At 72.8% G+C, this 21,105-nt stretch carries 25 protein-coding genes; 15 read left to right on the forward strand and 10 right to left on the reverse strand.

Annotated features, from left to right (window positions below; genetic code table 11):
- The first annotated feature begins 64 nt into the window (after positions 1–64).
- A complete protein-coding gene (locus tag ABZ128_RS30620) occupies positions 65–964 on the forward strand; it encodes a LysR family transcriptional regulator (RefSeq protein WP_356852523.1) in 900 nt (299 codons plus the stop codon).
- A gap of 15 nt (positions 965–979) precedes the next feature.
- Here the strand turns inward: ABZ128_RS30620 and ABZ128_RS30625 are convergent, their stop codons facing one another.
- Positions 980–1,438 carry a pyridoxamine 5'-phosphate oxidase family protein gene (locus ABZ128_RS30625; RefSeq protein WP_356852524.1) on the reverse strand — a complete coding sequence of 153 codons (459 nt, stop codon included), beginning with the start codon at positions 1,436–1,438 and terminating at the stop codon, positions 980–982.
- A 76-nt stretch (positions 1,439–1,514) separates the two neighbouring features.
- On the opposite strand from ABZ128_RS30625, the gene ABZ128_RS30630 reads away from it, so the two are divergent.
- The 8 genes from ABZ128_RS30630 (at position 1,515) to ABZ128_RS30665 (ending at position 8,190) form a co-directional block, all read left to right on the forward strand.
- Positions 1,515–2,129 carry a cysteine hydrolase gene (locus ABZ128_RS30630; RefSeq protein ID WP_356852527.1) on the forward strand — a complete coding sequence of 205 codons (615 nt, stop codon included), beginning with the start codon at positions 1,515–1,517 and terminating at the stop codon, positions 2,127–2,129.
- Positions 2,130–2,147: 18 nt separating this feature from the next.
- Positions 2,148–2,987 (forward strand): HipA family kinase, encoded by an 840-nt coding sequence (locus ABZ128_RS30635; RefSeq protein ID WP_356852528.1) that lies wholly within the window; start codon positions 2,148–2,150, stop codon positions 2,985–2,987.
- Positions 2,984–3,367 carry a DUF3037 domain-containing protein gene (locus tag ABZ128_RS30640; RefSeq protein WP_356852530.1) on the forward strand — a complete coding sequence of 128 codons (384 nt, stop codon included), beginning with the start codon at positions 2,984–2,986 and terminating at the stop codon, positions 3,365–3,367. The genes ABZ128_RS30635 and ABZ128_RS30640 overlap by 4 nt, the downstream gene beginning before the upstream one ends.
- A 143-nt stretch (positions 3,368–3,510) precedes the next feature.
- A complete protein-coding gene (fabG, locus tag ABZ128_RS30645; protein ID WP_356852531.1) occupies positions 3,511–4,272 on the forward strand; it encodes a 3-oxoacyl-ACP reductase FabG in 762 nt (253 codons plus the stop codon).
- A gap of 20 nt (positions 4,273–4,292) precedes the next feature.
- Positions 4,293–5,054: an SDR family oxidoreductase gene (locus ABZ128_RS30650; RefSeq protein WP_356852533.1), complete on the forward strand. Its 762-nt coding sequence runs from the start codon at positions 4,293–4,295 to the stop codon at positions 5,052–5,054.
- Between the two features lie 152 nt (positions 5,055–5,206).
- Complete coding sequence (locus ABZ128_RS30655) at positions 5,207–6,790, forward strand: ABC transporter substrate-binding protein (RefSeq protein ID WP_356852534.1); 1,584 nt, start codon at positions 5,207–5,209, stop codon at positions 6,788–6,790.
- 112 nt (positions 6,791–6,902) lie between these two features.
- Complete coding sequence (locus ABZ128_RS30660) at positions 6,903–7,571, forward strand: uracil-DNA glycosylase (protein ID WP_356852555.1); 669 nt, start codon at positions 6,903–6,905, stop codon at positions 7,569–7,571.
- Positions 7,572–7,665: 94 nt separating this feature from the next.
- Complete coding sequence (locus ABZ128_RS30665) at positions 7,666–8,190, forward strand: hypothetical protein (RefSeq protein ID WP_356852557.1); 525 nt, start codon at positions 7,666–7,668, stop codon at positions 8,188–8,190.
- 37 nt (positions 8,191–8,227) lie between these two features.
- Here ABZ128_RS30665 and ABZ128_RS30670 read toward each other — a convergent pair whose 3' ends face one another.
- Complete coding sequence (locus ABZ128_RS30670) at positions 8,228–8,782, reverse strand: hypothetical protein (protein ID WP_356852536.1); 555 nt, start codon at positions 8,780–8,782, stop codon at positions 8,228–8,230.
- Between the two features lie 113 nt (positions 8,783–8,895).
- Positions 8,896–9,417: a DinB family protein gene (locus ABZ128_RS30675; RefSeq protein ID WP_356852537.1), complete on the reverse strand. Its 522-nt coding sequence runs from the start codon at positions 9,415–9,417 to the stop codon at positions 8,896–8,898.
- Between the two features lie 84 nt (positions 9,418–9,501).
- Between ABZ128_RS30675 and ABZ128_RS30680 the strand changes: the two genes are divergently transcribed.
- Positions 9,502–10,407 carry a Gfo/Idh/MocA family oxidoreductase gene (locus tag ABZ128_RS30680; RefSeq protein WP_356852539.1) on the forward strand — a complete coding sequence of 302 codons (906 nt, stop codon included), beginning with the start codon at positions 9,502–9,504 and terminating at the stop codon, positions 10,405–10,407.
- Here ABZ128_RS30680 and lnt read toward each other — a convergent pair.
- From lnt to ABZ128_RS30705, 5 genes are all read right to left on the reverse strand, one after another.
- A complete protein-coding gene (gene lnt / locus ABZ128_RS30685) occupies positions 10,352–11,980 on the reverse strand; it encodes an apolipoprotein N-acyltransferase (protein ID WP_356852541.1) in 1,629 nt (542 codons plus the stop codon). The genes ABZ128_RS30680 and lnt overlap by 56 nt on opposite strands.
- A 48-nt stretch (positions 11,981–12,028) precedes the next feature.
- A complete protein-coding gene (locus tag ABZ128_RS30690) occupies positions 12,029–12,499 on the reverse strand; it encodes a nuclear transport factor 2 family protein (RefSeq protein ID WP_356852542.1) in 471 nt (156 codons plus the stop codon).
- Between the two features lie 70 nt (positions 12,500–12,569).
- The gene (locus ABZ128_RS30695) at positions 12,570–12,746 is read right to left on the reverse strand and encodes a hypothetical protein (protein WP_099893904.1); all 177 of its coding nucleotides are present in this window, start codon (positions 12,744–12,746) and stop codon (positions 12,570–12,572) included.
- 134 nt (positions 12,747–12,880) lie between these two features.
- A complete protein-coding gene (locus ABZ128_RS30700; RefSeq protein ID WP_356852544.1) occupies positions 12,881–13,753 on the reverse strand; it encodes an undecaprenyl-diphosphate phosphatase in 873 nt (290 codons plus the stop codon).
- A gap of 47 nt (positions 13,754–13,800) precedes the next feature.
- A complete protein-coding gene (locus ABZ128_RS30705; RefSeq protein WP_356852546.1) occupies positions 13,801–14,562 on the reverse strand; it encodes a VTT domain-containing protein in 762 nt (253 codons plus the stop codon).
- A 157-nt stretch (positions 14,563–14,719) separates the two neighbouring features.
- Here ABZ128_RS30705 and ABZ128_RS30710 point away from each other — a divergent pair, with 157 nt between their 5' ends.
- The 4 genes from ABZ128_RS30710 to ABZ128_RS30725 all read left to right on the forward strand — a co-directional run bounded on the left by ABZ128_RS30710 (position 14,720) and on the right by ABZ128_RS30725 (position 17,945).
- Entirely contained in the window at positions 14,720–14,842 is a 123-nt protein-coding gene (locus ABZ128_RS30710) for a hypothetical protein (RefSeq protein WP_356852548.1), read from the forward strand.
- 90 nt (positions 14,843–14,932) lie between these two features.
- On the forward strand, positions 14,933–16,114 hold the full coding sequence (gene tuf / locus ABZ128_RS30715) for an elongation factor Tu (protein WP_356852549.1): 1,182 nt from the start codon (positions 14,933–14,935) through the stop codon (positions 16,112–16,114).
- A 95-nt stretch (positions 16,115–16,209) separates the two neighbouring features.
- Positions 16,210–17,055 carry a patatin-like phospholipase family protein gene (locus tag ABZ128_RS30720; RefSeq protein ID WP_356852558.1) on the forward strand — a complete coding sequence of 282 codons (846 nt, stop codon included), beginning with the start codon at positions 16,210–16,212 and terminating at the stop codon, positions 17,053–17,055.
- Between the two features lie 98 nt (positions 17,056–17,153).
- Positions 17,154–17,945, forward strand: a complete 792-nt coding sequence (locus ABZ128_RS30725; protein ID WP_356852560.1) for a fused MFS/spermidine synthase — start codon at positions 17,154–17,156, stop codon at positions 17,943–17,945.
- Positions 17,946–17,998: 53 nt separating this feature from the next.
- Here ABZ128_RS30725 and ABZ128_RS30730 read toward each other — a convergent pair whose 3' ends face one another.
- Together ABZ128_RS30730 and ABZ128_RS30735 are read right to left on the reverse strand one after the other, a co-directional pair.
- Positions 17,999–19,336, reverse strand: coding sequence for an MFS transporter (locus ABZ128_RS30730; protein ID WP_356852551.1), 1,338 nt, complete (start codon positions 19,334–19,336; stop codon positions 17,999–18,001).
- A 79-nt stretch (positions 19,337–19,415) separates the two neighbouring features.
- On the reverse strand, positions 19,416–20,453 hold the full coding sequence (locus ABZ128_RS30735; RefSeq protein ID WP_356852552.1) for a hypothetical protein: 1,038 nt from the start codon (positions 20,451–20,453) through the stop codon (positions 19,416–19,418).
- Between the two features lie 97 nt (positions 20,454–20,550).
- On the opposite strand from ABZ128_RS30735, the gene ABZ128_RS30740 reads away from it, so the two are divergent.
- Positions 20,551–21,003, forward strand: coding sequence for a DUF4442 domain-containing protein (locus tag ABZ128_RS30740; RefSeq protein WP_189973593.1), 453 nt, complete (start codon positions 20,551–20,553; stop codon positions 21,001–21,003).
- The last annotated feature ends 102 nt before the right edge of the window (positions 21,004–21,105 follow it).

Below are 21,105 nucleotides of genomic sequence, written 5' to 3' on the forward strand. Positions count from 1 at the left end.
CTGCTCCGCGCGACTTCGTAGGACAAGCGAGATTCCTTGGCGGTGACGGCGTAGCATCTCTTACATGTTGAACCTGGAGCGCCTGCGCACCCTCGACGCCCTCGCCCGCCACGGCTCCGTCAGCGGCGCGGCCGACGGACTGCACGTGACCACCTCCGCGGTGTCCCAGCAGATGGCCAAGCTGGAGCGCGAGGTGGGCCAGCCCCTGCTGGCCAAGAACGGGCGGGGCGTGCGGCTCACCGATGCGGGCCGGCTGCTGGCCGACCACGCGGCCCGGATCATCTCCCAGGTGGAACTCGCCCAGGCCGACGTCGAGGCCCAGCGGGGCTGTGCGGTCGGTGCACTGCGGATCGGGGCCTTCCCCACCGCCATGCGGGGACTGCTGCCGCAGGCGCTGAACGTGCTGCGCGGGGAACACCCGGAGCTGCGCCCGCACGTGCGGGAGCAGGAGCCCGAGGAGAGCATGGCGGCGGTCGTGCGCGGCGACCTCGACCTGGCGCTGGCGATCGACTGGCACAACAAGCGGATGCCGGTGCCCGCCGAGCTCACCCGCGCGCACCTGCTCGACGACTCCTGCGACATCGCGGTCCCGGCCGGGCACCCGCTCGCCGACCGGGAGCGGATCTCCCTGGCCGAATTCGCCGAGGACGAATGGATCTCCTGGAACGAGGGCCAGTTCTGCCACGAGTGGCTGGTCTTCACCCTGCGCGGCACCGGCATCGAGCCCCGCATCGCGCACATCGCGGAGGAGCACCACACCCAGCTCGCCTTCGTCGAGGCCGGACTCGGGGTCTGCGTGACGCCGCGGCTCGGGCGCGGCCCGGTGCCGGCCGGGGTGCGGCTGCTGCCGGTGAGCGACGCCGTCCGCCGCCACGTGTACGTCGTATGGCGGGCGGACGCCGACCGCCGGCCCTCGATCCGGGCCGCCGTCACCGCCCTTCAGCAGGTCGCCGCGCAGCTGTGAGGCAGCCCGGACCTCCTACAGCTTGCGGAAGTCCCAGGAGACGACGGACTCGGGCGTCAGCCGGATCCAGGCGTGCCGGCCGTCGTGGGGCATCTCCGCGATGCCGAAGTTCTTGGCCGGAAAGAGCCGTTCCACCTCCTCCAGTTCCGCGCACGGCTCGCCCGTGCGCGGGGCCTCGCCCACGAAGACGGCGCTGCCGGACAGCTCCACCCCGCGCAGTTCGCCGTACGCCTCACCCGCGTCCACGACCACCGAGATCCGCGGGTCCTTGCGCAGGTCGGACCAGCGGCGGCTGCGCGTGATCGAGTACAGCCACAGCGAGCTGCCGTCCCAGGCGAACCACAGGGCGCCCACGTGCGGACTTCCGTCCGGGGAGACCGTCGCCACCCGGCAGGTGCGCTGTTCGCGCAGGAAGGCGTCCACTTCCTCGCCGGTCATCATGATGCGGCGGCCCCGCCGCTGTGTGCCGTCCATCCGTTTCGCACCCCTTCACATCTGACTGTGTGTCAGGAATCATGCGGGCTCTTGGTCCGTCACGCCAGGGGGAGTCATGCCGCACCTCGATCCCGCCACCACCGCGCTGCTCACCGTCGAATGCCAAAACGGTGTCGTCGGCGAGGAGAGCGCCCTGCCCGAACTGGCCAAGGAGGCCCGGGACTCCGGCATGCTGGGGCGGGTGGCCGCCCTGGTAGACGGCGCGCACCGGGCCGGCGTGCAGGTGCTGCACGCGGTCGCCGAACGGCGGCCCGACGGCCTCGGTGCGAACGCCAACGCACGCCTGTTCCGGGCCGCCGCGAAGCTGCCGGTGCGGCAGCTGACGGGGAGCAGGGCGGTCGAGGTGGCCGCGCCCATCGCGGTGGGCGACCGCGACCTGGTGGTCCGCCGCCTGCACGGGCTCTCACCGATCGCCGGCACCGATGTCGACGCCCTGCTGCGCAACCTCGGGATCCGCACGCTCGTCGTCACCGGGGTCTCCTCCAACATCGCGATCCCCAACGCCGTCTTCGACGCCGTGAACCTCGGCTACGAGGTGGTGGTCCCCTCCGACGCCGTCACCGGCGTTCCCGCCGCCTATACCGCCGAGGTGATCCGCAACTCCCTCGCACTGGTGGCGGCCATCACCACGACCGAAGCCCTCCTCACCCAGTGGGCTTCCGTGCGCTGACCCCCGTAACCTGGGCGGATGCTGTCCGAAGTGATCGCGACCCGTTACGTCACGCCCTTGCGTGAGGGCGGCTCGCTCCCGGGAATCGTCGAGGCCGACGACCTCGGTACCTACGTCATGAAGTTCACCGGAGCCGGCCAGGGGCGCAAGACGCTCGTGGCCGAGGTCATCTGCGGCCGCCTCGCCCAGCGGCTCGGCCTGCGCGTGCCGCGGCTGGTGCAGATGCAGCTCGACCCCGTCATCGGGCTCGGCGAGCCCGACCAGGAGGTCCAGGAGCTGCTCAAGGCCAGCGGCGGGCTCAACCTCGGGATGGACTACCTGCCCGGCTCGATCGGCTTCGACCCGCTCGCGTACCGGGTGGACCCGGCCGAGGCGGGTCGCGTGGTCTGGTTCGACGCCCTGATCAACAACGTCGACCGGTCCTGGCGCAATCCGAACATGCTGGTCTGGCACGGTGAGCTCTGGCTCATCGACCACGGCGCCACCATGATCTGGCACCACAACTGGCCCACCGCCGAGGCCGCCGCCGCCAAGCCCTACAACGCCTCCGACCACGTGCTGGCCCCCTTCGGCCCGGACGTCGCGGCGGCCGCGCAGGAGCTCGCGCCGCTGGTGACCGGGGAACTGCTCACCGAGGTGGCCGCCGACGTCCCCGACGAGTGGCTGGTGGACGAGCCGGGCTTCGACTCGACGGACGCCCTCCGTCAGGCGTACGTGGACGCGCTGCTGCCGCGCGCGGCGACGATCCACGAGAGGATCTCGATGGAGGCCGAGGTGAAGGTCCGGTCGGGTCCGCCCGGCTGGCTGGCCGAACGCCTCGCCCCCCGGCCCCGGAAGAAGAAGAGCGACAACGAGTGACCAAGCGGGATGTGTTCGAGTACGCGCTGGTGCGCGTGGTGCCCCGGGTGGAGCGCGGGGAGTGCTTCAACGCGGGTGTGATCGTCTACTGCCGGGCGCGTTCGTACGTGGCCGCGCGCACCCACCTCGACGAGGCGAAGCTCCTCGCGCTGGACCCGGAGGCCGATGTGACCGGCGTACGGGCCGCCCTGCACGGGGTCGAGGGCGTGTGCACCGGCGGCGAGCAGGCGGGCCAGGCGGCGGGTGACGACGCCGGGCGCCGCTTCCGCTGGCTGATCGCGCCGCGCAGCACGGTGGTCCAGCCGGGCCCGGTGCACACCGGGCTGACGGCCGACCCGGAGGCCGAGGTGGAACGCCTGCTCGACCTGCTGGTGCGCTGATCCGTATGACCTGAGAGCCCTGGGGCCCGGTGCCGTTGACACCGGGTGCCAGGGCTCCTAGCGTCTCCTCAGCTGAAGCTACTAAGCGGTTGCTCACCTACCGGGCACCGCTGATCAGGATTCCGAGGGCGAGGAGATCCAGCATGTCCACCACCGAGCAGCGCGTCGCGATCGTGACCGGGGCGGCCCGGGGCATCGGCGCGGCCACCGCCGTACGCCTGGCCGCCGAGGGCCGCGCAGTAGCCGTACTCGACCTCGACGAGGCGGCCTGCAAGGACACCGTCGAGGCCATCACGGCGGCCGGCGGCAAGGCCCTGGCCGTCGGCTGCGACGTATCCGACGCGGCGCAGGTGGAGGCGGCCGTCGAGCGGGTCGTGAGCACCCTCGGCGCGCCGACCATCCTGGTCAACAACGCGGGCGTGCTGCGCGACAACCTGCTGTTCAAGATGAGCGAGAACGACTGGGACACCGTCATGAACGTCCACCTGCGCGGTGCGTTCCTGATGGCGAAGGCGTGTCAGAAGCACATGGTTGACGCCAAGTTCGGCCGTATCGTCAACCTCTCCAGCAGCTCGGCGCTGGGCAACCGCGGCCAGGTCAACTACTCCGCCGCCAAGGCCGGCCTCCAGGGCTTCACCAAGACCCTGGCCATCGAGCTGGGCAAGTTCGGCGTCACCGCCAACGCCGTCGCCCCGGGCTTCATCGTCACGGAGATGACGGCCCAGACGGCCGCGCGCGTGGGCATGGGCTTCGAGGAGTTCCAGGCCGCCGCGGCCACCCAGATCCCGGTCCAGCGCGTCGGCCGTCCGGACGACATCGCGAACGCGATCGCCTTCTTCACGGGCGAGGCCGCCGGCTTCGTCTCCGGCCAGGTCCTGTACGTGGCCGGCGGCCCGCTCAACTGACGAGAGGAAGGTTCCACGCCATGGCGTACGAAGGAACGGACAGCGGGAAGGTCGCGCTGATCACCGGCGCGAGCCGGGGCATCGGCTACGGCATCGCGCAGGCGCTGGTCGCCCGGGGTGACCGGGTGTGCATCACCGGGAGGAACGAGGAAGCCCTCAAGGAGGCCGTCGAGGCACTCGGCGCGGACCGGGTGATCGGGGTCGCCGGCAAGGCGCACGACGAGGCCCATCAGGCCGCCGCGGTCGAGCGCACGATGGAGGCTTTCGGCCGCGTCGACTTCCTGATCAACAACGCGGGGACCAATCCGGTCTTCGGGCCGATCGCCGATCTTGACCTGGGGGTGGCGCGCAAGGTCTTCGAGACCAATGTGATCTCGGCGCTCGGCTTCGCCCAGCGGACCTGGCACGCCTGGCAGAAGGACAACGGCGGGGCGATCGTGAACATCGCCTCCATCGCCGGTGTCTCCGCCTCGCCCTTCATCGGGGCGTACGGGATGAGCAAGGCGGCCATGATCAACCTGACCCTGCAGCTCGCCCACGAGATGGCGCCCGGGGTCCGGGTCAATGCGATCGCCCCCGCGGTGGTCAAGACCCAATTCGCCCAGGCGCTCTACGAGGGCCGCGAGCAGGAGGCCTCGGCGGCCTATCCGCTGGGCCGGCTCGGGGTCCCGGAGGACATCGGCGGAGCTGCGGCTTTTCTTACATCTGCACAAGCGGAATGGATCACCGGCCAAACTCTGGTCGTTGACGGAGGAATGTTCCTCAATGCCGGAGTCCACTGACCGATAATCGGACGCATTTGCCTCCAGGAGGGAGGCAAATGCGTACCTAATGTGCACGTAATCGGTCAAGTGCCTCATGAAACCTGCCCATTGGTTTTGTGATGCACTGCGGTAGGGTCTGCCGCACCCCTGGCTGATCGAGGAGCGTGCACGTGTTCAACCGGACCAGATGCCTGCAGATCACTGCGGCCCTTGCGTCCATATCCCTGCTCGCCGGATGCGGTCTGCTTTCGGACGACAGCAGCGACGCCGCGAAGAGAATCGTCGTCGGCACGACGAGCGCACCGTCCACCCTCGATCCCGCCGCGGCCTGGGACGGCTCCTGGGAGCTGTACCGGAACGTCTACCAGACCCTGCTGGCCTTCCCCACGGGCTCCACCAAGCCCCAGCCGGACGCCGCACAGAACTGCGAGTTCACCGACTCGGCGAACGAGTCCTACCGCTGCACCCTGCGCAAGGGCCTGAAGTTCTCCAACGGCGAGGCGCTCGACGCCAAGGCCGTCAAGCACTCCCTCGACCGGATCCGGACCATCGGCTCCAAGACCGGCCCCAAGGACCTCTTCGGCACCCTGGACAAGATCGAGACCCCGGACGCGCTGACGGTCGTCTTCCACCTGAAGACCCCCGACGCGACCTTCCCCTTCGTCCTCGGCTCGCCGGCCGCCTCCCTCGTCGCGCCCAAGGACTACCCCGCCGACAAGGTGCGCGAGGACGGCAAGGTCACCGGCTCAGGCCCCTTCGTGCTCGACTCGTACGACGAGGGCAAGGAGGCGGTGCTCAACAAGAACGGCACCTACAACGGCTTCGCCAACCGCCGTAACGACGGCGTCACCATCCGCTACTTCGCGGACGCCGCCAAAATGGTCGCCGCGCTGAAGGACAAGGAGATCGACGCCACCTACCGAGGTCTGTCGGCTCCCCAGATCAAGGACCTCCAGACCCCCGCCTCGCACGCGCAGGGCGTCCAGGTCGTCGAGAACACCGGCGCCGAGATCCGCTACCTGGTCTTCAACCCCAAGGACCCGGCGGTCAACAAGCTTCCGGTCCGCCAGGCCATCGCGCAGATCCTCGACCGCGGCGCGCTCGTCTCCAAGGTCTACCAGGGCACCGCCGAGCCGCTGTACTCGATGGTCCCCAAGGGCGTGGTCGGCCACAAGACGCCCTTCTACGACACGTACGGCCAGCCGGACGTCGAGAAGGCCAGGAAGATCCTCAAGGGCGCCGGCATCACCCAGCCGGTGGAGCTGACCTTCTGGTACACCACCGACCGGTACGGCGCCTCCACCGCGGACGAGTTCACCGAGATCAAGCGCCAGCTGGACGAGACCAACCTCTTCAGGATCACCCTGCGCGGCCAGCCCTGGAAGGCGTTCCAGGAGGGTTACAAGAACGGCGAGTACCCCGTCTTCGGCCGAGGCTGGTTCCCCGACTTCCCGGACCCCGACAACTTCATCGCCCCCTTCGTGGGCAAGGAGAACGCGGTCGGCACCCCGTACGAGAACGCCGAGATCCTGGGCGAGCTGCTGCCCAAGTCCCGTCGCGAGAGCGACCGCGCCGCGGGCGTGCGCGAGTTCGAGCGGGCGCAGCAGATCTTCGCCGACGACGTCCGGCTGCTGCCGCTGTGGCAGGGCAAGCTCTACGTCGCCGCGCGCGAGGACATCGCGGGCGGCGAGCGGGCCCTGGACCCGCAGACCGTCTTCCAGATGTGGGAGCTGTACCGCAAGACCAGCTGGTGACCGTCCGCGCGGAGCCGGGCGGACGGAGCGCTGTCAGTGGCCCCCGGTAGGTTCTGAGCACTGCACCACGCAGTTGCGCACACTTGTACCGGAGGTTGTCGACGTGACCCAGATGCTGCCCGAGTCCTGGCTCCCCGTCCTCGGCGGGGAGCTGGACCAGCCCTACTTCAAAGAGCTCACCGAGTTCGTCGAGAAGGAACGGGCGAACGGGCCGGTCTACCCGCCCCGCGAGCAGGTCTTCGCGGCTCTGGAGGCCACTCCCTTCGAGAAGGTGAAGGTCCTCGTCCTCGGCCAGGACCCCTACCACGGCGCCGGCCAGGGGCACGGGCTGTGCTTCTCCGTGCGGCCCGGGATCAAGACCCCGCCCTCCCTGCGCAACATCTACAAGGAGATGCACGCCGAGCTGGGCACCCCGATCCCGGACAACGGGTACCTGATGCCGTGGGCCGAGCAGGGCGTCCTGCTGCTCAACGCGGTCCTCACCGTCCGCGAGAGCGAGCCCAACTCGCACAAGGGCAAGGGCTGGGAGCGGTTCACCGACGCGGTGATCCGCGCCGTCGCCGAGCGCCCCGACCCGGCCGTCTTCGTCCTGTGGGGCGCCTACGCCCAGAAGAAGCTGCCGCTGATCGACGAGGAGCGGCACGTGGTCGTCAAGGGCGCCCACCCGTCCCCGCTCTCGGCCAAGAAGTTCTTCGGCTCCCGCCCCTTCACGCAGATCAACGAGGCGGTGGCCGCACAGGGCCATGCGCCGATCGACTGGCGGATCCCGGACCTCGGCTGACGCCCCACCGCGCCTCGGCGCCATTGCCGGTGCCTCCGGCTAGCGTTTGAAGATCAGACCGGAGCAGGTCTGGCAGAGCAAGCCGGAGGCCGCCGTGACCGAGCAGCAGGAGGCGTCGGAGGACGCCGTCATGACCAGGATCGGCCAGGCGGTCATCCTGCTGCACGCCGGCGACCGCGAGGAGGCCCGCAACCGCCTCGGCGAACTCTGGAACGAGATCGGCGAGGACGGGGACGGGCTCCACCGGTGCACGCTCGCGCACTACCTGGCCGACGCCCAGGACGATCCCGCCGAGGAACTGGCCTGGGACCTGCGGGCCCTGGCCGCCGCCGACAGGCTGCGGCCCGGCCCGCGGGACGGACGGTCCGCCCCGCACGAGCCGCATCCGGCGGTGCGCGTCTTCTACCCGTCCCTGCACCTCAACCTGGCCGCCGACTACGCCAAACTGCGGCGCACCGAGGCGGCGCGGGCCCATCTGGCGCGGGCCCGGGCCGCCACCGGGGCCCTGTCCGACGACGGCTACGGCAACGGCGTACGCGCCGCCATCGCCCGGCTGGAGCGGCGCCTGGCCGCCGAGCCGGCCGAGCCGCCCCGGCGGTTCCCCGAGCAGCATCCCTGAGGCCGCCCCGGCCGTGGTGGACGGTCCGCGACAGGCCTCAGCCGCCGTGGACGCCCGCGCAGATCCTGGCCTCCGGGCTGTCCGGCCGCCAGCGGCCGTGGCGGCGTCCCAGGGCGCACACGTCGGCCGGGCGGACCGGCAGCTCCCGCACCAGCTCGCGCGGTACCTCGGCGCCCGCCCCAGGCGGGTCGTGGCGCCCGCCCCGGCCCGCCGGTGCGCGCCCGGCGGGCTTGCGGGGCTCCGGGATGTCCGGGACCGGCGGCACGGCCTCCGGGCGACCGCCCCCGGCCTCCGCACCGGAGGTCCCCGCCGGGCCCTGCGCAGCGGCCGTCCGGCCGTCCGGGGCCGCGGGGGACCCCGGCCGGGCACTCGGCTCCGGTACCGCCTTGAGGGCCTCCAGGGCGGGCGCCGGGACCTCCACCGCAGCGGCCCCCGGACCGCCGCGCGGCTCGTGGCGCGGCGCGGCCCCCGCGGCGCCGGGAGCGCCCGCCGGGTGCATCGGGGCGGGGGTCACATTCACACAGCCGGAGACGGCCGAAACGGCGCAGGCGACTCCGAGCAGCAGCTTCGTCGTGGTTCGGGTTGGGTGCACCCGCGCAACTCTGCTGTGCGAGGACCCCGTTGTGAAAACCGGGAGCCGATATTGACCCCGCACGGGTGACGCGGATCCGCCGGACACCCGTTGCGCCCGCCGCGCCCCCGCGGTCAGTCGCCGGTGGCGCCGTCCGTCTGCTCGCGCAGCAGGTCCGCGTGCCCGTTGTGGCGCGCGTACTCCTCGATCATGTGCGTGTACACCCAGCGCAGGCTGAACGCCTCGCCCCGGTGGTGGCTCTCGGGGAGCGACATCAGGTCCAGCGAACGGCCCGCGGCAGCCTGCCGCGCCAGCTCGACCTCGGTCTGCCACACCTGCTCCGCCTCGGCCCAGGTGTCCTCGTCGGTGAAGTGGAAGTCCCCGTCCGGGTCTTCCCGCGTGCAGTACAGCTCGGGCAGGTCCTCGCCCAGCATCACCTCGCGGAACCAGTAGCGCTCGACCTCCGCCATGTGCCGTACGAGGCCCAGCAGGCTCAGTTCCGAGGGGGCGAGCGGGCTGCGGCGCAGCTGCTCGTCGGAGAGTCCCTCGCACTTCCAGGCGAGGGTGGCCCGGTGGTAGTCGAGCCAGCCGTCGAGCATGTCGCGCTCGTTCGCGGAGGTGGACGGTTCGGTGCGATGTGATCCTGAGGTGGTCATGGTCGACATCCTCGGCGAACCGGGCGCCCGTCACCAGGGATTAAGCTGCGGGCGTCCCGCAAGCAGCACACCTGGAGGCCCTCGGTGAAGGTCGGCGTCATCGGACTCGGCGACATCGCCCAGAAGGCGTACCTGCCCGTCCTCACCACCCGCCCCGGCGTCGAGCTGCACCTGCAGACCCGCACCCCCGCCACGCTGGAGCGGATCGGCGAGGTCCACCGCATCCCGCCCGGCCACCGGCACGCCACGCTCGACGGGCTCCTCGCCCAGGGACTGGACGCGGCGTTCGTGCACGCCCCGACCACCGTCCACCCCGAGATCGTCACGCGGCTGCTGGAGGAGGGGGTGCCGACGTACGTGGACAAGCCCCTCGCCTACGAGCTCGCCGACTCGCGGCGGCTGGTCGAACTGGCCGAGGCACGCGGGGTCTCGCTCGCCGTGGGCTTCAACCGCCGCCATGCGCCCGGCTACTCGCAGTGTGCCGACCACCCGCGCGAGCTGATCGTCATGCAGAAGAACCGGATCGGCCTGCCCGAGGATCCGCGGACCTTCGTCCTCGACGACTTCATCCACGTCGTCGACACCCTGCGTTTCCTGCTGCCCGGCGAAGCCGACCACGTCGACGTCCGGGCCCAGCTGCGCGAGGGCCTCATGTACCAGGTGGTGCTCCAGCTCTCGGGCCCGGGCTTCACCGCGCTCGGGATCATGAACCGCCTGTCCGGTTCCACCGAGGAGGTCCTGGAGGTCTCCGGGCAGGACACCAAGCGGCAGGTCGTCAACCTCGCCGAGGTCATCGACCACCGCGGCCAGCCGACCGTGCGCCGCCGCGGGGACTGGGTCTCCGTCGCCCGCCAGCGCGGGATCGAGCAGGTCGTGGACGCCTTCCTGGAGGCCGTCGAGGCCGGGCGGACCCTCAGCGCCCGCGACGCGCTGCTCACCCACGAGCTGTGCGAGCGGGTGGTGCTGTCGGCTCTGGGACAGGCTTCCTGAGCCCCAGCGAGCGGGCGCCCTCGGCCGTGCAGTACGCCGCCAGCAGGGCCAGGGCCGCGCCCAGCGGCCAGTCCCCGAAGCGCACGTAGAAGGTCGTTCCCCGGGCGAGCGGGACCTCGTACACCTGCGCCCGGCTCTCCGAGGTGGCGAGCGCCGGGCCGATCCGCTCGCCCGAGGGGCCGTGCACCTCGCTGATGCCGGTGAGGGTCGCGTGGACCATCGGGCGGCCGTCCTCCGCGGCACGCAGGGCGGCGAGCGAGGCGTGCTGCGCCGGGGCCCAGCTGTCCTGGAAGCTGGAGGTCGCGGACTGGGCGAGGAGCAGGGAGGCGCCCTCGCGGGTGAGGTGGCGGCTCATGTCCGGGAACGCCGACTCGAAGCAGACCAGCGGTCCCAGGCGGATGCCGGGGCGTCCCGGCAGGTCCATGAGGACCGGGCTCGCGCCGCTGCGGCGGTCCTCGCCGGCGGCCCGGCCGACCGAGGTGGCCCAGCCGAGCAGCGACCGGGCCGGTATGTACTCCCCGAAGGGAACCAGCCGCATCTTGTCGTACCGGTCACCGGTCGGGCCGGCCGGGCCGACGAGCACGGAGCTCTTGTAGATGCCGCCGCCACCCGCCGTCGCTCCCGCCCCCGCGGCCACCCGCGCCCCCGCGGCCGTCCCCTGGCCGACGCCGAGGCCGGCGCCGGCCGGGCGCCGGGCGTCCACGTTGACCAGCAGCGGAGCCCCGACCTCGGCGGAGAGCGCCGCCAGCCGCCGTGCCAGGTCCGGCCGCGCCGTCAGATCGGCGCCGACGCTGCTCTCGCCCCACACCACCAGGTCCACCGGCCGGCCGGACAGCTCCCGCGTCAGCCGCTCACCGACCGCGAACCGCCGGTCCGTGCTGTCCGGCCCGTCCGCCACCGGTCCCGGCTGTACGACGGCCACGCGGAGCGTCCCCGACACCTCCGGCCGGGGCACCCACAGCCACACCACCCCCGTCAGCACCGCGCACCCCGTCACCCCCGCCACAGCAGGCACCCGGGCGCCCGGCACCGCGACCAGCAGCACCAGCGCACAGTTGACCGCCACCACCACCAGGCTCACCAGCCACACCCCGCCCACCGAGGCCAGACGCAGCGCGGGCGGCACCTGCCACTGGCTGGCCCCCAGCAGCCCCCACGGCCCGCCCAGCCCCTCCCAGGAGCGCGCCAGCTCCGCCAGCAGCCAGCCCGCCGGGACGAGGACCAGCGCGGTGCCCGCCCGGCCGCCCGCGGGCGTTCCGCCGAGGAACTCGCGCACCAGCAGCGCCCAGGGGATCCACAGCAGGCCCAGCAGCGCCGCCAGCGGGACCAGGAACACGTGCAGGCTGGGCAGCAGCCAGTGGTGGAGGGCGAGGATGAGCCCGCAGCCGCCGAGCCAGCCCTCCAGAGCCGCCCGCCGCCCGGTGGGGGCCGACCTCAGCAGCAGCATCCACGGCACCAGCGCGGCGTACGCGAACCACCACAGCGCGGGGGCGGGGAAGGCGAGGCAGGGCAGCGTTCCCGCGACGAACGCCGCCGCGGCACGCCACCACCGGGTCCGCTTCGCGAGCAGCATGAGGCGCCTCCGCTTCCAGTGTGGGACAGGGCCGGACCACCGGCCCGTTCAGCCGGACACGTGCCGCCACTTCTCCTGCACCGTGACCCGGCTCAGCCGCCAGCCGTCACCGGCGGTGCGGGCGAGGGCGAATGTGTAGCGGCCGGCCGCGACGAAGTTGGGCGCGGTGACCGAACCGTCGAACTCGGGGCCCGCGAGGCGCATGGGATTGAGGAAGTCCGCCCGGACCTCCGCGGCATCGGCGGGCCAGCCGGACCGGGCCTCCAGCCGGACCAGCCGGTTGACGATGAGGTGCTGGCGCACGGGGAACAGCGTCATGGTCTGCGCGAGCCAGTCAGCGACCTCGGCCGCCGGGCCCTCGATTCCGCCCGCCGAGCGGTAGTCGGCCCGCCCGGACGCGGTGAAGAGCGCGCGGTAGGCCGACCAGTCGCCGTCGTCCACGGCCACCGCGTACCCCGAGACCACTTCGTCGATCGCCAGCCGGTCCATGACCGTCGCGAGATCCACACGCTGCGTCATCGGGACAGTCTGGGGGCGCCGGGCCGCGAGGCCAAGGGGCGTGCGCGGGCCGGATTGCCCCCGGAGCCCGTCAGTGACCGGAATGCGCCTCCCGCTGACGGACCACGACCAGGAACGCGTCGGTCGCCAGATCCATCACCACCTCGGCCGGCACGCCCTCGCGCATCCGCTCGGCGGCGTACTCCTCGGCCGGCCAGCTTCCCCGCGGACTCCCGGCCGGGAACCGCTCCAACACCACTCGACCCATGGGACACCCCCTGCTGCTCGCCTTCAGGTCTTCTCAGGTCTCTTACAGGTCTCTTCAGGCACAACGACGCGGAAGCCGCCCGGGAACGTTCCCGAACGGCCTCCGATTCACGCGAAGCGGTGACCAAGGCGCGGCTACCCGGCCGACTCGGCGGCATGCGGGCTGAGCACGCCCATGCCGACCAGGACGAACAGCAGGATGCCGAGCAGGATCCGGTACACCACGAAGGGCATGAAGCTCTTGCTGGAAATGAACTTCATGAACCAGGCGATGACGGCGTAACCGACCACGAAGGCGATGACCGTGGCGAAGATCGTCGGGCCCCAGGAGACGTGGCCCTCGCCCAGGTCCTTCAACTCCATGCCGCCCGAGGCCAGTACGGCCGGAATGGCGAGCAGGAAGGAGTAACGGGCCGCCGCCTCGCGGGTGAAGCCCATCAGCAGACCGCCGGAGATCGTCGCACCGGACCGGGAAACGCCCGGGACGAGCGCCATGGCCTGGCACAGGCCGAAGATCAGACCGTCCTTGACGCCCAGCTCCCGCAGCGTCTTGCGCTCGCGGATGGCGCGGTGCCGGCCGCCCTCCTCGTCGCGGGCCGCCAGCCGGTCGGCGATGCCGAGGACGACACCCATCACGACGAGCATGGTGGCGGTCACCCGCAGGTCGCGGAACGGGCCCTCGATCTGGTCCTTGAGCGTGATGCCCAGCACACCGATCGGGATCGAGCCGACGATGACCAGCCAGCCCATCTTCGCGTCCTGGTCGGAACGCAGCGCCTTGGTGTAGAGCGAGCGGAACCAGGTGGAGACGATCCGCGCGATGTCCTTGCGGAAGTAGATCAGCACGGCCGCCTCGGTGCCGATCTGGGTGATCGCGGTGAAGGCCGCGCCCGGGTCCTCCCAGCCGGCGAATGCCGCGGTCAGCCGGAGGTGGGCGCTGGAGGAGATCGGGAGGAACTCCGTAAGCCCCTGGACGAGACCGAGGATTAGGGATTCGAACCAGCTCATGTCGGGGTGCGCTCGTCCTTGTGATCGTCGGGCAGTTCGCTCCGATGCTAGGGCCCGTGGGAAGCGGCGCTGACCACAGGGGGGTGCCGAGCGGCTTCCCGGTGCACGTCGGGCGCCGGTTCGAGCGCCTGTACGGGCCCCGGAGCCGAGGCCGGGGAAGGCGCCAGCCGGTGCCGCTTGCGCCATCCGACCACCGAGGCCGCCACCGCCGAGACGGCGATGAAACCGAACGACACCAGGAACGCGGGGGAGCCCGGGGAGGAGGCGCTGGACCCCGCGACGACGTACGCGGCCGTGTTCGGGACGATGCCGATCGCGGTGGCGACCAGGAAGGGCACCCAGCGGCAGCGGGACACCGCGGCACCGTAGTTGGCCACCGCGAAGGGCAGCCCGGGGAAGATCCGCACCGCCAGCATCGAACGGAACCCGTGCCGGGCCAGCTGGTCGTCGGCGGCCTGCAGCCAGCGGCCCCGCACCAGGGGCCGCAGCGCGTCCCGGCCCATCAGCCGGCCCAGGCCGAAGGAGATCCCGGCGCCGAGGACCGAGCCCGCCACCGCAGCGGCCAGCCCGAGCGGGGCCCCGAACAGGGCCCCCGCCGCGAGGTTCAGCAGCGGCCGGGGCACCAGCGCGGCCGTGCCGGCCCCGTACGCGGCGGCGAAGACCAGGGCCGCCGTGCCGGCGGGGAGGCCCGCGGGCCGGCCCTCCGAGAGGATGCGCTGCGGCTCGTACAGCAGCACGCAGACGCCGGCCGCCGCGAGCAGCACGACCAGCAGCGACAGCCGGGTCCACGGCGCGAGGAGGAGGGACATTCCGGGAGACTAACCGAAGCAGGCGCACGCGTGCCGTGACGCCCGCCTCGCCCGGCTGCCCGCAGTGCGGGCCGGCCGCCGGGTCGCGGAGCCAAGGAGCGCGCCCCGGAAGGAAATTCGGTCGACGCCCCGCGGCCCCTCCGGCAGGATCGTCTGCATGTCCCGGTACGCCTTCCCCGCAGCGCCGTCCGCAGTCGCGGACGCGCCGAAGGCTGCCGTCCTGCCCTCGGTGCTCTTCGAGGCATGCGCCTTCGCCGCATTCGACGGCGCGCGAAGCTGACCCTTCCCGGACAGTCCGGCGGACCCCGCAGGGGGAGGGTCGGCTCGTTCCAGGGGTCCCGACCAGCTTTGAGCCACGGGAAAAGACATCATGGCCAAGACGGCCTTCGTGCGGACCAAGCCGCACCTCAACATCGGCACCATGGGTCACGTCGACCACGGCAAGACCACCCTCACCGCCGCCATCACCAAGGTCCTCGCCGAGCGCGGCGGCGCCTCCTTCGTGCCGTTCGACCGCATCGACCGGGCTCCCGAGGAGGCCCGCCGCGGCATCACCATCAACCTCACGCACGTCGAGTACGAGACCGACACCCGGCACTACGCCCACGTGGACATGCCGGGCCACGCCGACTACGTCAAGAACATGGTCACGGGCGCCGCGCAGCTCGACGGGGCGATCCTCGTCGTCTCCGCGCTCGACGGGGTCATGCCGCAGACCGCCGAGCACGTGCTCCTCGCCCGGCAAGTCGGCGTCGACCACATCGTGGTGGCCCTGAACAAGGCCGACGCGGGGGACCCCGAACTGACCGACCTGGTCGAGCTGGAGGTCCGCGAGCTGCTCACCGCCCACGGCTACGGCGGGGACGCCGCTCCGGTCGTACGGGTCTCCGGACTCGGGGCGCTGGAGGGCGACCCGCGGTGGACCGCGGCGATCGAGGCGCTGCTCGACGCGGTGGACACCTACGTCCCGATGCCGGTGCGGTACACGGACGCGCCGTTCCTGCTGCCGGTGGAGAACGTGCTCACCATCACCGGACGCGGGACCGTCGTGACCGGCGCAGTCGAGCGCGGCAGCGTCCGGCCGGGCGACCGGGTGTGCGTGCTCGGCGGCGACGGCGAGGCCGTGGAGACCGTGGTGACCGGCCTGGAGACCTTCGGCAAGCCCATGGAGTCCGCCGAGGCCGGGGACAACGTGGCGCTGCTGCTGCGCGGGGTGCCGCGCGACGGGGTCCGCCGCGGCCACGTGGTCGCCGCGCCCGGCAGCGTCGTGCCCAGGCGGCGCTTCACGGCGCAGGTCTACGTACTGGCCGCGCGGGAGGGCGGGCGCAGCACACCGGTCGCGTCGGGCTACCGGCCGCAGTTCTACATCCGTACCGCCGACGTGGTGGGCGACGTGGACCTCGGCGGGGCCGGCGCGGCCCGGCCGGGGGAGACGGTCACCATGACCGTGGAGCTCGGCCGGGACGTCCCGCTGGAGGCCGGGCTCGGCTTCGCGATCCGCGAGGGCGGGCGCACCGTCGGCGCGGGGACGGTCACGACCGTGCTCGACTGAGCCCCGGCCCGGCCGTCGGACGCACCCCCGCCGTGGTGACGGCGGTCCGCTTGCGCGAGACTGCCGTCACCACGGGCGAGAAGAGGGGGGCCGGCATGGGCGGCGAGACGGCACTGGTGCTCGGCGGCGGAGGGCTGACCGGCATCGGATGGGAGACCGGCATCCTGTACGGCCTCGCGCAGGCGGGCGTGGACCTCACCTCCGCCGACCTCGTCGTCGGCACCTCGGCGGGTTCGGTCGTCGGCGCCCAGCTCACCTCCGGGCTGCTCACCCCGCGCGAGCTGTACGAGCGCCAGCTCGGCGATCCGGCCGGGGAGGCCGTGGCCCGGCTCGGGGCGGGGCTCGTCGCCCGGTACGCCGTGGCGATGATGCGCTCGCGGGATCCGGAGAGCTACCGCAGGCGCGTCGGCGCCCTCGCCCTGGCCGCCGAGACCGGCGAGGAGGCGGAACGGCGCAAGGTGCTGGAGGCCCGGCTCGTCTCGCACACCTGGCCCGAGCGTCGGCTCGTGGTCACCGCCGTCGACGCCCTGAGCGGTGAACTGGCCGCCTTCGACCGGGAGAGCGGGGCCGGACTGGTCGACGCGGTGTCGGCGAGCTGCGCGGTGCCGGGGGTGTGGCCGCCCGTGACCGTCGGGCAGCGGCGGTTCATCGACGGCGGGATCCGCTCGGCCACCAACGCCGACCTCGCCTCCGGCCATGCCCGGGTGGTCATCCTCGCCCCCATGTCGCTCGGCTCCGGGCTCGTACCCTCGCCGGCCGCGCAGGCGGCCCGGCTGCGGAAGGCGGGGGCGCGGGTGCTGCTGATCACCCCGTCCGCGCAGGCCCGCAAGGTGTTCGGGCGCAACGTCCTGGACCCGGCGCGGCGGGACCCGGCGGCGCGCGCGGGGCTCGCGCAGGCGGTGGAGCACGTGGCCGAGGCAGCCGCCGTCTGGTCGTCCTGACGGCGGCCGTCCGGCCCTCCCGCCTGGCGGACAATGGTCCGGTGAGCGACGAACAGATCCCGGTGGTCCGCGACGTGGGCCAGGGCACCGCCAAACTGATGCCCGACGTGGACCGGGAGCGGGCCTGGCTGCTCACCGTGGACGGAGCCCCGCAGTCGTACGTGGACCTCGACGATCCGGAGCACCTGGAGTTCGAGTACGCGCGCAGGCTCGCGCACGTCCTGGACTGCGCTGCGGAACCGGGCGCGCCGCTGGACCTGCTGCACCTCGGCGGGGGCGCCCTGACCCTGCCCCGCTACGCGGCGGCGACCCGGCCGGGGTCCCGGCAGACCGTGGTGGAGTTCGATGCCGCACTGGTGGACCTGGTCGCGGAGCACCTTCCGCTGCCCGCCGGGGCCGACGTCACCGTGCACACCGCCGATGCCCGGGCCTGGCTGGCGCACGCGGAGCCGGCGAGCGCGGACCTGCTGGTGGCCGACGTGTTCGGGGGCTCGCGGGTGCCGGCCCCGCTGACGTCGGTGGAGTACGCACGGGAGGCGGCGCGCGTGCTGCGGCCGGGCGGGGTGTACGCCGCCAACCTGGCGGACGGGGCACCCTTCGACTTCCTGCGGGCGCAGCTCGCCAACTTCGGCGCGGTGTTCGCGGAGCTGGCGCTGATCGCGGAGCCGGGGGTGCTGCGCGGGCGGCGCTTCGGGAACGCGGTGCTGCTGGCCTCGGACGAGCCCTTGCCGGCGGCGGCCCTGGCGCGGCGGTGCGCGGCGGACGCGTTCCCCGCGAGGGTGGAGGACGGGGCCGCACTGGCCCGGTTCATGCGGGGTGCGGTGCCCGTCGCCGACGCGGACGCGGTGGCTTCGCCGGAGCCGCCGGAGGGCGCGTTCAGCCTGGGCTGAGTCCGGCGCCCCGCGGTCCGTGCCTCAAGGGCCCGAGCCCCGGGGCCCGCTCCTCATGCGTCGGCCGGGCCGGAAGCCACGGCCGGCCCCACGGCGGCAGGGGCGCAGGGAGCGGCCGCCGGGACGGAGCCGGCCTTCGGGGGTGGCGTCCTGCGGGTGAGGCGGCGGACGTCCGGGACGGCGAGGACCGCCGCCGTGACCAGGACGACCAGCGTCGCGCATCCCCACAGGGCCCAGGTGCGCCCGAAGGCCGACTCCACCGGACCCGCCACGGCGGTGGCCAGCGGCAGCATAGACACGGAGCCGAACCAGTCGTACGCGGAGACCCGGGAGAACTTCTCCTCCGGGATCTCCTGGTGCATGGTTGTCATCCAGTTCACGCCGAACACCTCGATGGCGGTGCCGCTCACGAGCATCACCGCGCACAGGCCCCACACCGGAAGCGGCACCGCCAGACCCGCCGACGGCAGCGCCAGCGGGAACACGCAGAGGGTGCCGACCAGCAGCAGGCGGCGCGGTTTCCACACCATCATCAGGACGGCTCCGGCGATCGTGCCGATGCCGAAGAAGGCCAGCGCCAGGCCCCAGGGGGCCGGCCCGCCCAGCCGGTCGCGGGCCACGAGGGGACCGTAGACCGCCTCGGCGGCGCCGACGACGGCGACGACCACCGAGAACTGGAGCACGATGCTCCACAGCCAGGGTCGGGTCCGGAACTCGACCCAGCCCTCCCGCAGGTCCGCCAGCAGGCTGCCGCCCGGAGCCCGGTCGCCGGCGGGGCGCACGTCGAGGAAGGCGCGCAGCACGCCCGCCAGGGCGAAGGCCGCCGCGTCCACCGCGAGGACCCAGCCCGGGCCGACCGCGGCGATCATGGCGCCGCCGAGGGCGGCCCCGCCGATGCCCGCGCCGTTCATCGCCATCCGGAACAGGGCGAAGGCGCGGTTGGCGTGCTCCCCGGAGACGCTGGAGAGCAGCATGCCCTCGGCGGCCGGGTTGAAGAAGGCCGTGCCGGTGCCGCAGAGCGCCGTGAGCAGCATCATCTGCCACAGGCGCGGTTCCCCGGCCAGGACGAGGAACGCGAAAGCCGCCTGGGAGAGGCAGTTGAGGGCGTTCGCCGCGACCATCACCCGGTGGCGGGGCAGCCGGTCGGCGAGGGCGCCGCCGACGAGCAGGAAGAGGACGAGCGGCAGCGTGCGGGCCGCCGCCACCAGGCCGACGTCCCCGCCCGAACCGCCGGACTCCAGGACGGCGAAGGCCGCCGCGATGAGCGCTCCGTGACTGCCGAGGTTCGTGACGACCGCGGCGCCCGTCAGAAGGGTGTAGTTGCGGCCGGCCCAGGCCGGTCGGGCGGGGCGTGCGGTGGGACGCGCAGGGGCGGTGGGGGAGGGACTCACCCCCGGGACTATTCACGCCCCGGGCCGGGAATCCAAACGGATATCCGGACCGGGGCGTGGACGAGGGACGCGGGGCGGATCAGCCGGTGCTGAGGCGTACGGTGCTCATGATCTTCTCGTACGTCTCCTGCGTGACCTCGCCCTGGACGCCGGCGGCGCCGTAGAGGACCCAGGTCGCGAAGTCACCCTTGGCGTTCTTGAAGCTGAACGCGACGGCCTTGCCGTCCGAGTCGCACTTGCTCTGCTTCGGCAGGCCGGACACGGTCGCCGTCGCCATGCTGCCCTTGAGCCCGGACGAGGTGGTGAAGTCCTTCGGCGGCGTGGACTTGACCGCCTCCCGGGGGTTGGGCGCCTTCTGCGCGTACGCCGCGAAGGCCCAGGAGTCGGCCGCGTTGGTCGCCGCCTCGGCGGTGTCCTTGGCGCCCTGGGCGCCCTTGGTGCCGGTCCCGGCCAGCGAGGTCGTCTCCTCGCGGCCGTCCTTGTTGGAGTCGACCTTGCACCAGTCCTCCTTGAGGTAGGCCGGTGCGGACATCATGACCACGGTCGAGCCGTCGTGCTTCTTCTCGTCCTCGAAGCCCGTCATGACTCCGGCGCTGGCGACGTTCCACTCCGGCGGGACGTCGAAGGCCGTGCCGTGGTTCGGGTTGACGACGACCTTCCAGCCCGGGATCACCGGCTTGGCGTCGCCGCCCGCACGCGGGTTGGAACCCGGGGACGCGGGCGCGGCGGACGAGGCGGCCGGCGACGAGGAGGCGGCGGCGGGCTTGTCGTCGGCCCGGTCGTCCTTCTTGTCGTCCCGGGTCAGGACGAACGCGCCGGTCGCGGCCGCCACGACCACGACGGCCGCCGCCGCGACGATGGCCACGGTCTTGGTGGCGTACGGGCTCCCGCCACCACCCTGCGGCGACGCGGCCTGCAGGGGCGCGGTGGGGGGCTGCTGCCCCCAGGGCTGCACCGGTGGCGGGGTCTGGTAGCCCGCCTGCGGGTACCCGTAGCCGGGCTGCTGCTGGTACGGGTTCGGCTGCCCCGGCTGTCCCGGCTGCTGCTGGTACGGGTTCTGTTGCGCGTCCTGAGGGTTCGGCTGTCCCCCGGGCGGCTGCTGCTGTCCTGGCCACATGGCCGGTAACGATAGTGGGAGCGGACCCGGGTGGTCACGACCGCCCCCGGTCCCGGGTCTGGCCAAGCCTGTCTACTCGCGGGTAACATCGCGCCTCATGAGCGCAGATCAGATGAACGTGGGCGAACTGCTCGCCGCGACGGTGCCGATGGCCCGGACCCTGAACCTCCAGTTCCTTGAGACCACCCCCGAGCGCGCGGTCGTCCGGCTGCCGGACCAGCCGGACTACCACAACCACGTGGGCGGCCCGCACGCCGGCGCCATGTTCACCCTCGCCGAGTCGGCGAGCGGCGCGATCGTCCTCGCCGCCTTCGGCGACCAGCTCTCGCGCGCCGTGCCGCTGGCGGTCAAGGCCGAGATCGGCTACAAGAAGCTCGCCAAGGGCGTCGTCACGGCCACGGCCACCCTCGGCCGCCCGGCCGCCGAGGTCGTCGCCGAACTCGACGCGGGCGGCCGCCCCGAGTTCCCCGTCACCATCGCCATCCAGCGCGAGGACGAGGCCGTGACCGGCGAGATGACCGTCGTCTGGACCCTGCGCCCCAACGCGTAGCCGGGCCGTACCGACGGCCGTCGTGGGGGCCGCGCCCGCCGGGCGCGGCGCCTCCCAGCAGACCGAGCACGCGGTCCTCGCCGTCCTCACCGGCCAGCCGGT

The sequence above is a fragment of the Streptomyces sp. NPDC006326 genome (genome assembly GCF_040612915.1).
In the GTDB taxonomy this organism is placed as follows: domain Bacteria; phylum Actinomycetota; class Actinomycetes; order Streptomycetales; family Streptomycetaceae; genus Streptomyces.

Coding starts and splice junctions, on each gene's coding strand:
- ABZ128_RS30620 (WP_356852523.1), top strand. CDS start 65: ATGTTGAACCTGGAGCGCCTGCGCACCCTCGACGCCCTCGCCCGCCAC.
- ABZ128_RS30625 (WP_356852524.1), bottom strand. CDS start 1,438: ATGGACGGCACACAGCGGCGGGGCCGCCGCATCATGATGACCGGCGAG.
- ABZ128_RS30630 (WP_356852527.1), top strand. CDS start 1,515: ATGCCGCACCTCGATCCCGCCACCACCGCGCTGCTCACCGTCGAATGC.
- ABZ128_RS30635 (WP_356852528.1), top strand. CDS start 2,148: ATGCTGTCCGAAGTGATCGCGACCCGTTACGTCACGCCCTTGCGTGAG.
- fabG (WP_356852531.1), top strand. CDS start 3,511: ATGTCCACCACCGAGCAGCGCGTCGCGATCGTGACCGGGGCGGCCCGG.
- ABZ128_RS30650 (WP_356852533.1), top strand. CDS start 4,293: ATGGCGTACGAAGGAACGGACAGCGGGAAGGTCGCGCTGATCACCGGC.
- ABZ128_RS30660 (WP_356852555.1), top strand. CDS start 6,903: ATGCTGCCCGAGTCCTGGCTCCCCGTCCTCGGCGGGGAGCTGGACCAG.
- ABZ128_RS30675 (WP_356852537.1), bottom strand. CDS start 9,417: ATGACCACCTCAGGATCACATCGCACCGAACCGTCCACCTCCGCGAAC.
- lnt (WP_356852541.1), bottom strand. CDS start 11,980: ATGCTGCTCGCGAAGCGGACCCGGTGGTGGCGTGCCGCGGCGGCGTTC.
- ABZ128_RS30690 (WP_356852542.1), bottom strand. CDS start 12,499: ATGACGCAGCGTGTGGATCTCGCGACGGTCATGGACCGGCTGGCGATC.
- ABZ128_RS30695 (WP_099893904.1), bottom strand. CDS start 12,746: ATGGGTCGAGTGGTGTTGGAGCGGTTCCCGGCCGGGAGTCCGCGGGGA.
- ABZ128_RS30700 (WP_356852544.1), bottom strand. CDS start 13,753: ATGAGCTGGTTCGAATCCCTAATCCTCGGTCTCGTCCAGGGGCTTACG.
- ABZ128_RS30705 (WP_356852546.1), bottom strand. CDS start 14,562: ATGTCCCTCCTCCTCGCGCCGTGGACCCGGCTGTCGCTGCTGGTCGTG.
- ABZ128_RS30710 (WP_356852548.1), top strand. CDS start 14,720: ATGTCCCGGTACGCCTTCCCCGCAGCGCCGTCCGCAGTCGCGGACGCG.
- tuf (WP_356852549.1), top strand. CDS start 14,933: ATGGCCAAGACGGCCTTCGTGCGGACCAAGCCGCACCTCAACATCGGC.
- ABZ128_RS30720 (WP_356852558.1), top strand. CDS start 16,210: ATGGGCGGCGAGACGGCACTGGTGCTCGGCGGCGGAGGGCTGACCGGC.
- ABZ128_RS30725 (WP_356852560.1), top strand. CDS start 17,154: ATGCCCGACGTGGACCGGGAGCGGGCCTGGCTGCTCACCGTGGACGGA.
- ABZ128_RS30735 (WP_356852552.1), bottom strand. CDS start 20,453: ATGTGGCCAGGACAGCAGCAGCCGCCCGGGGGACAGCCGAACCCTCAG.
- ABZ128_RS30740 (WP_189973593.1), top strand. CDS start 20,551: ATGAGCGCAGATCAGATGAACGTGGGCGAACTGCTCGCCGCGACGGTG.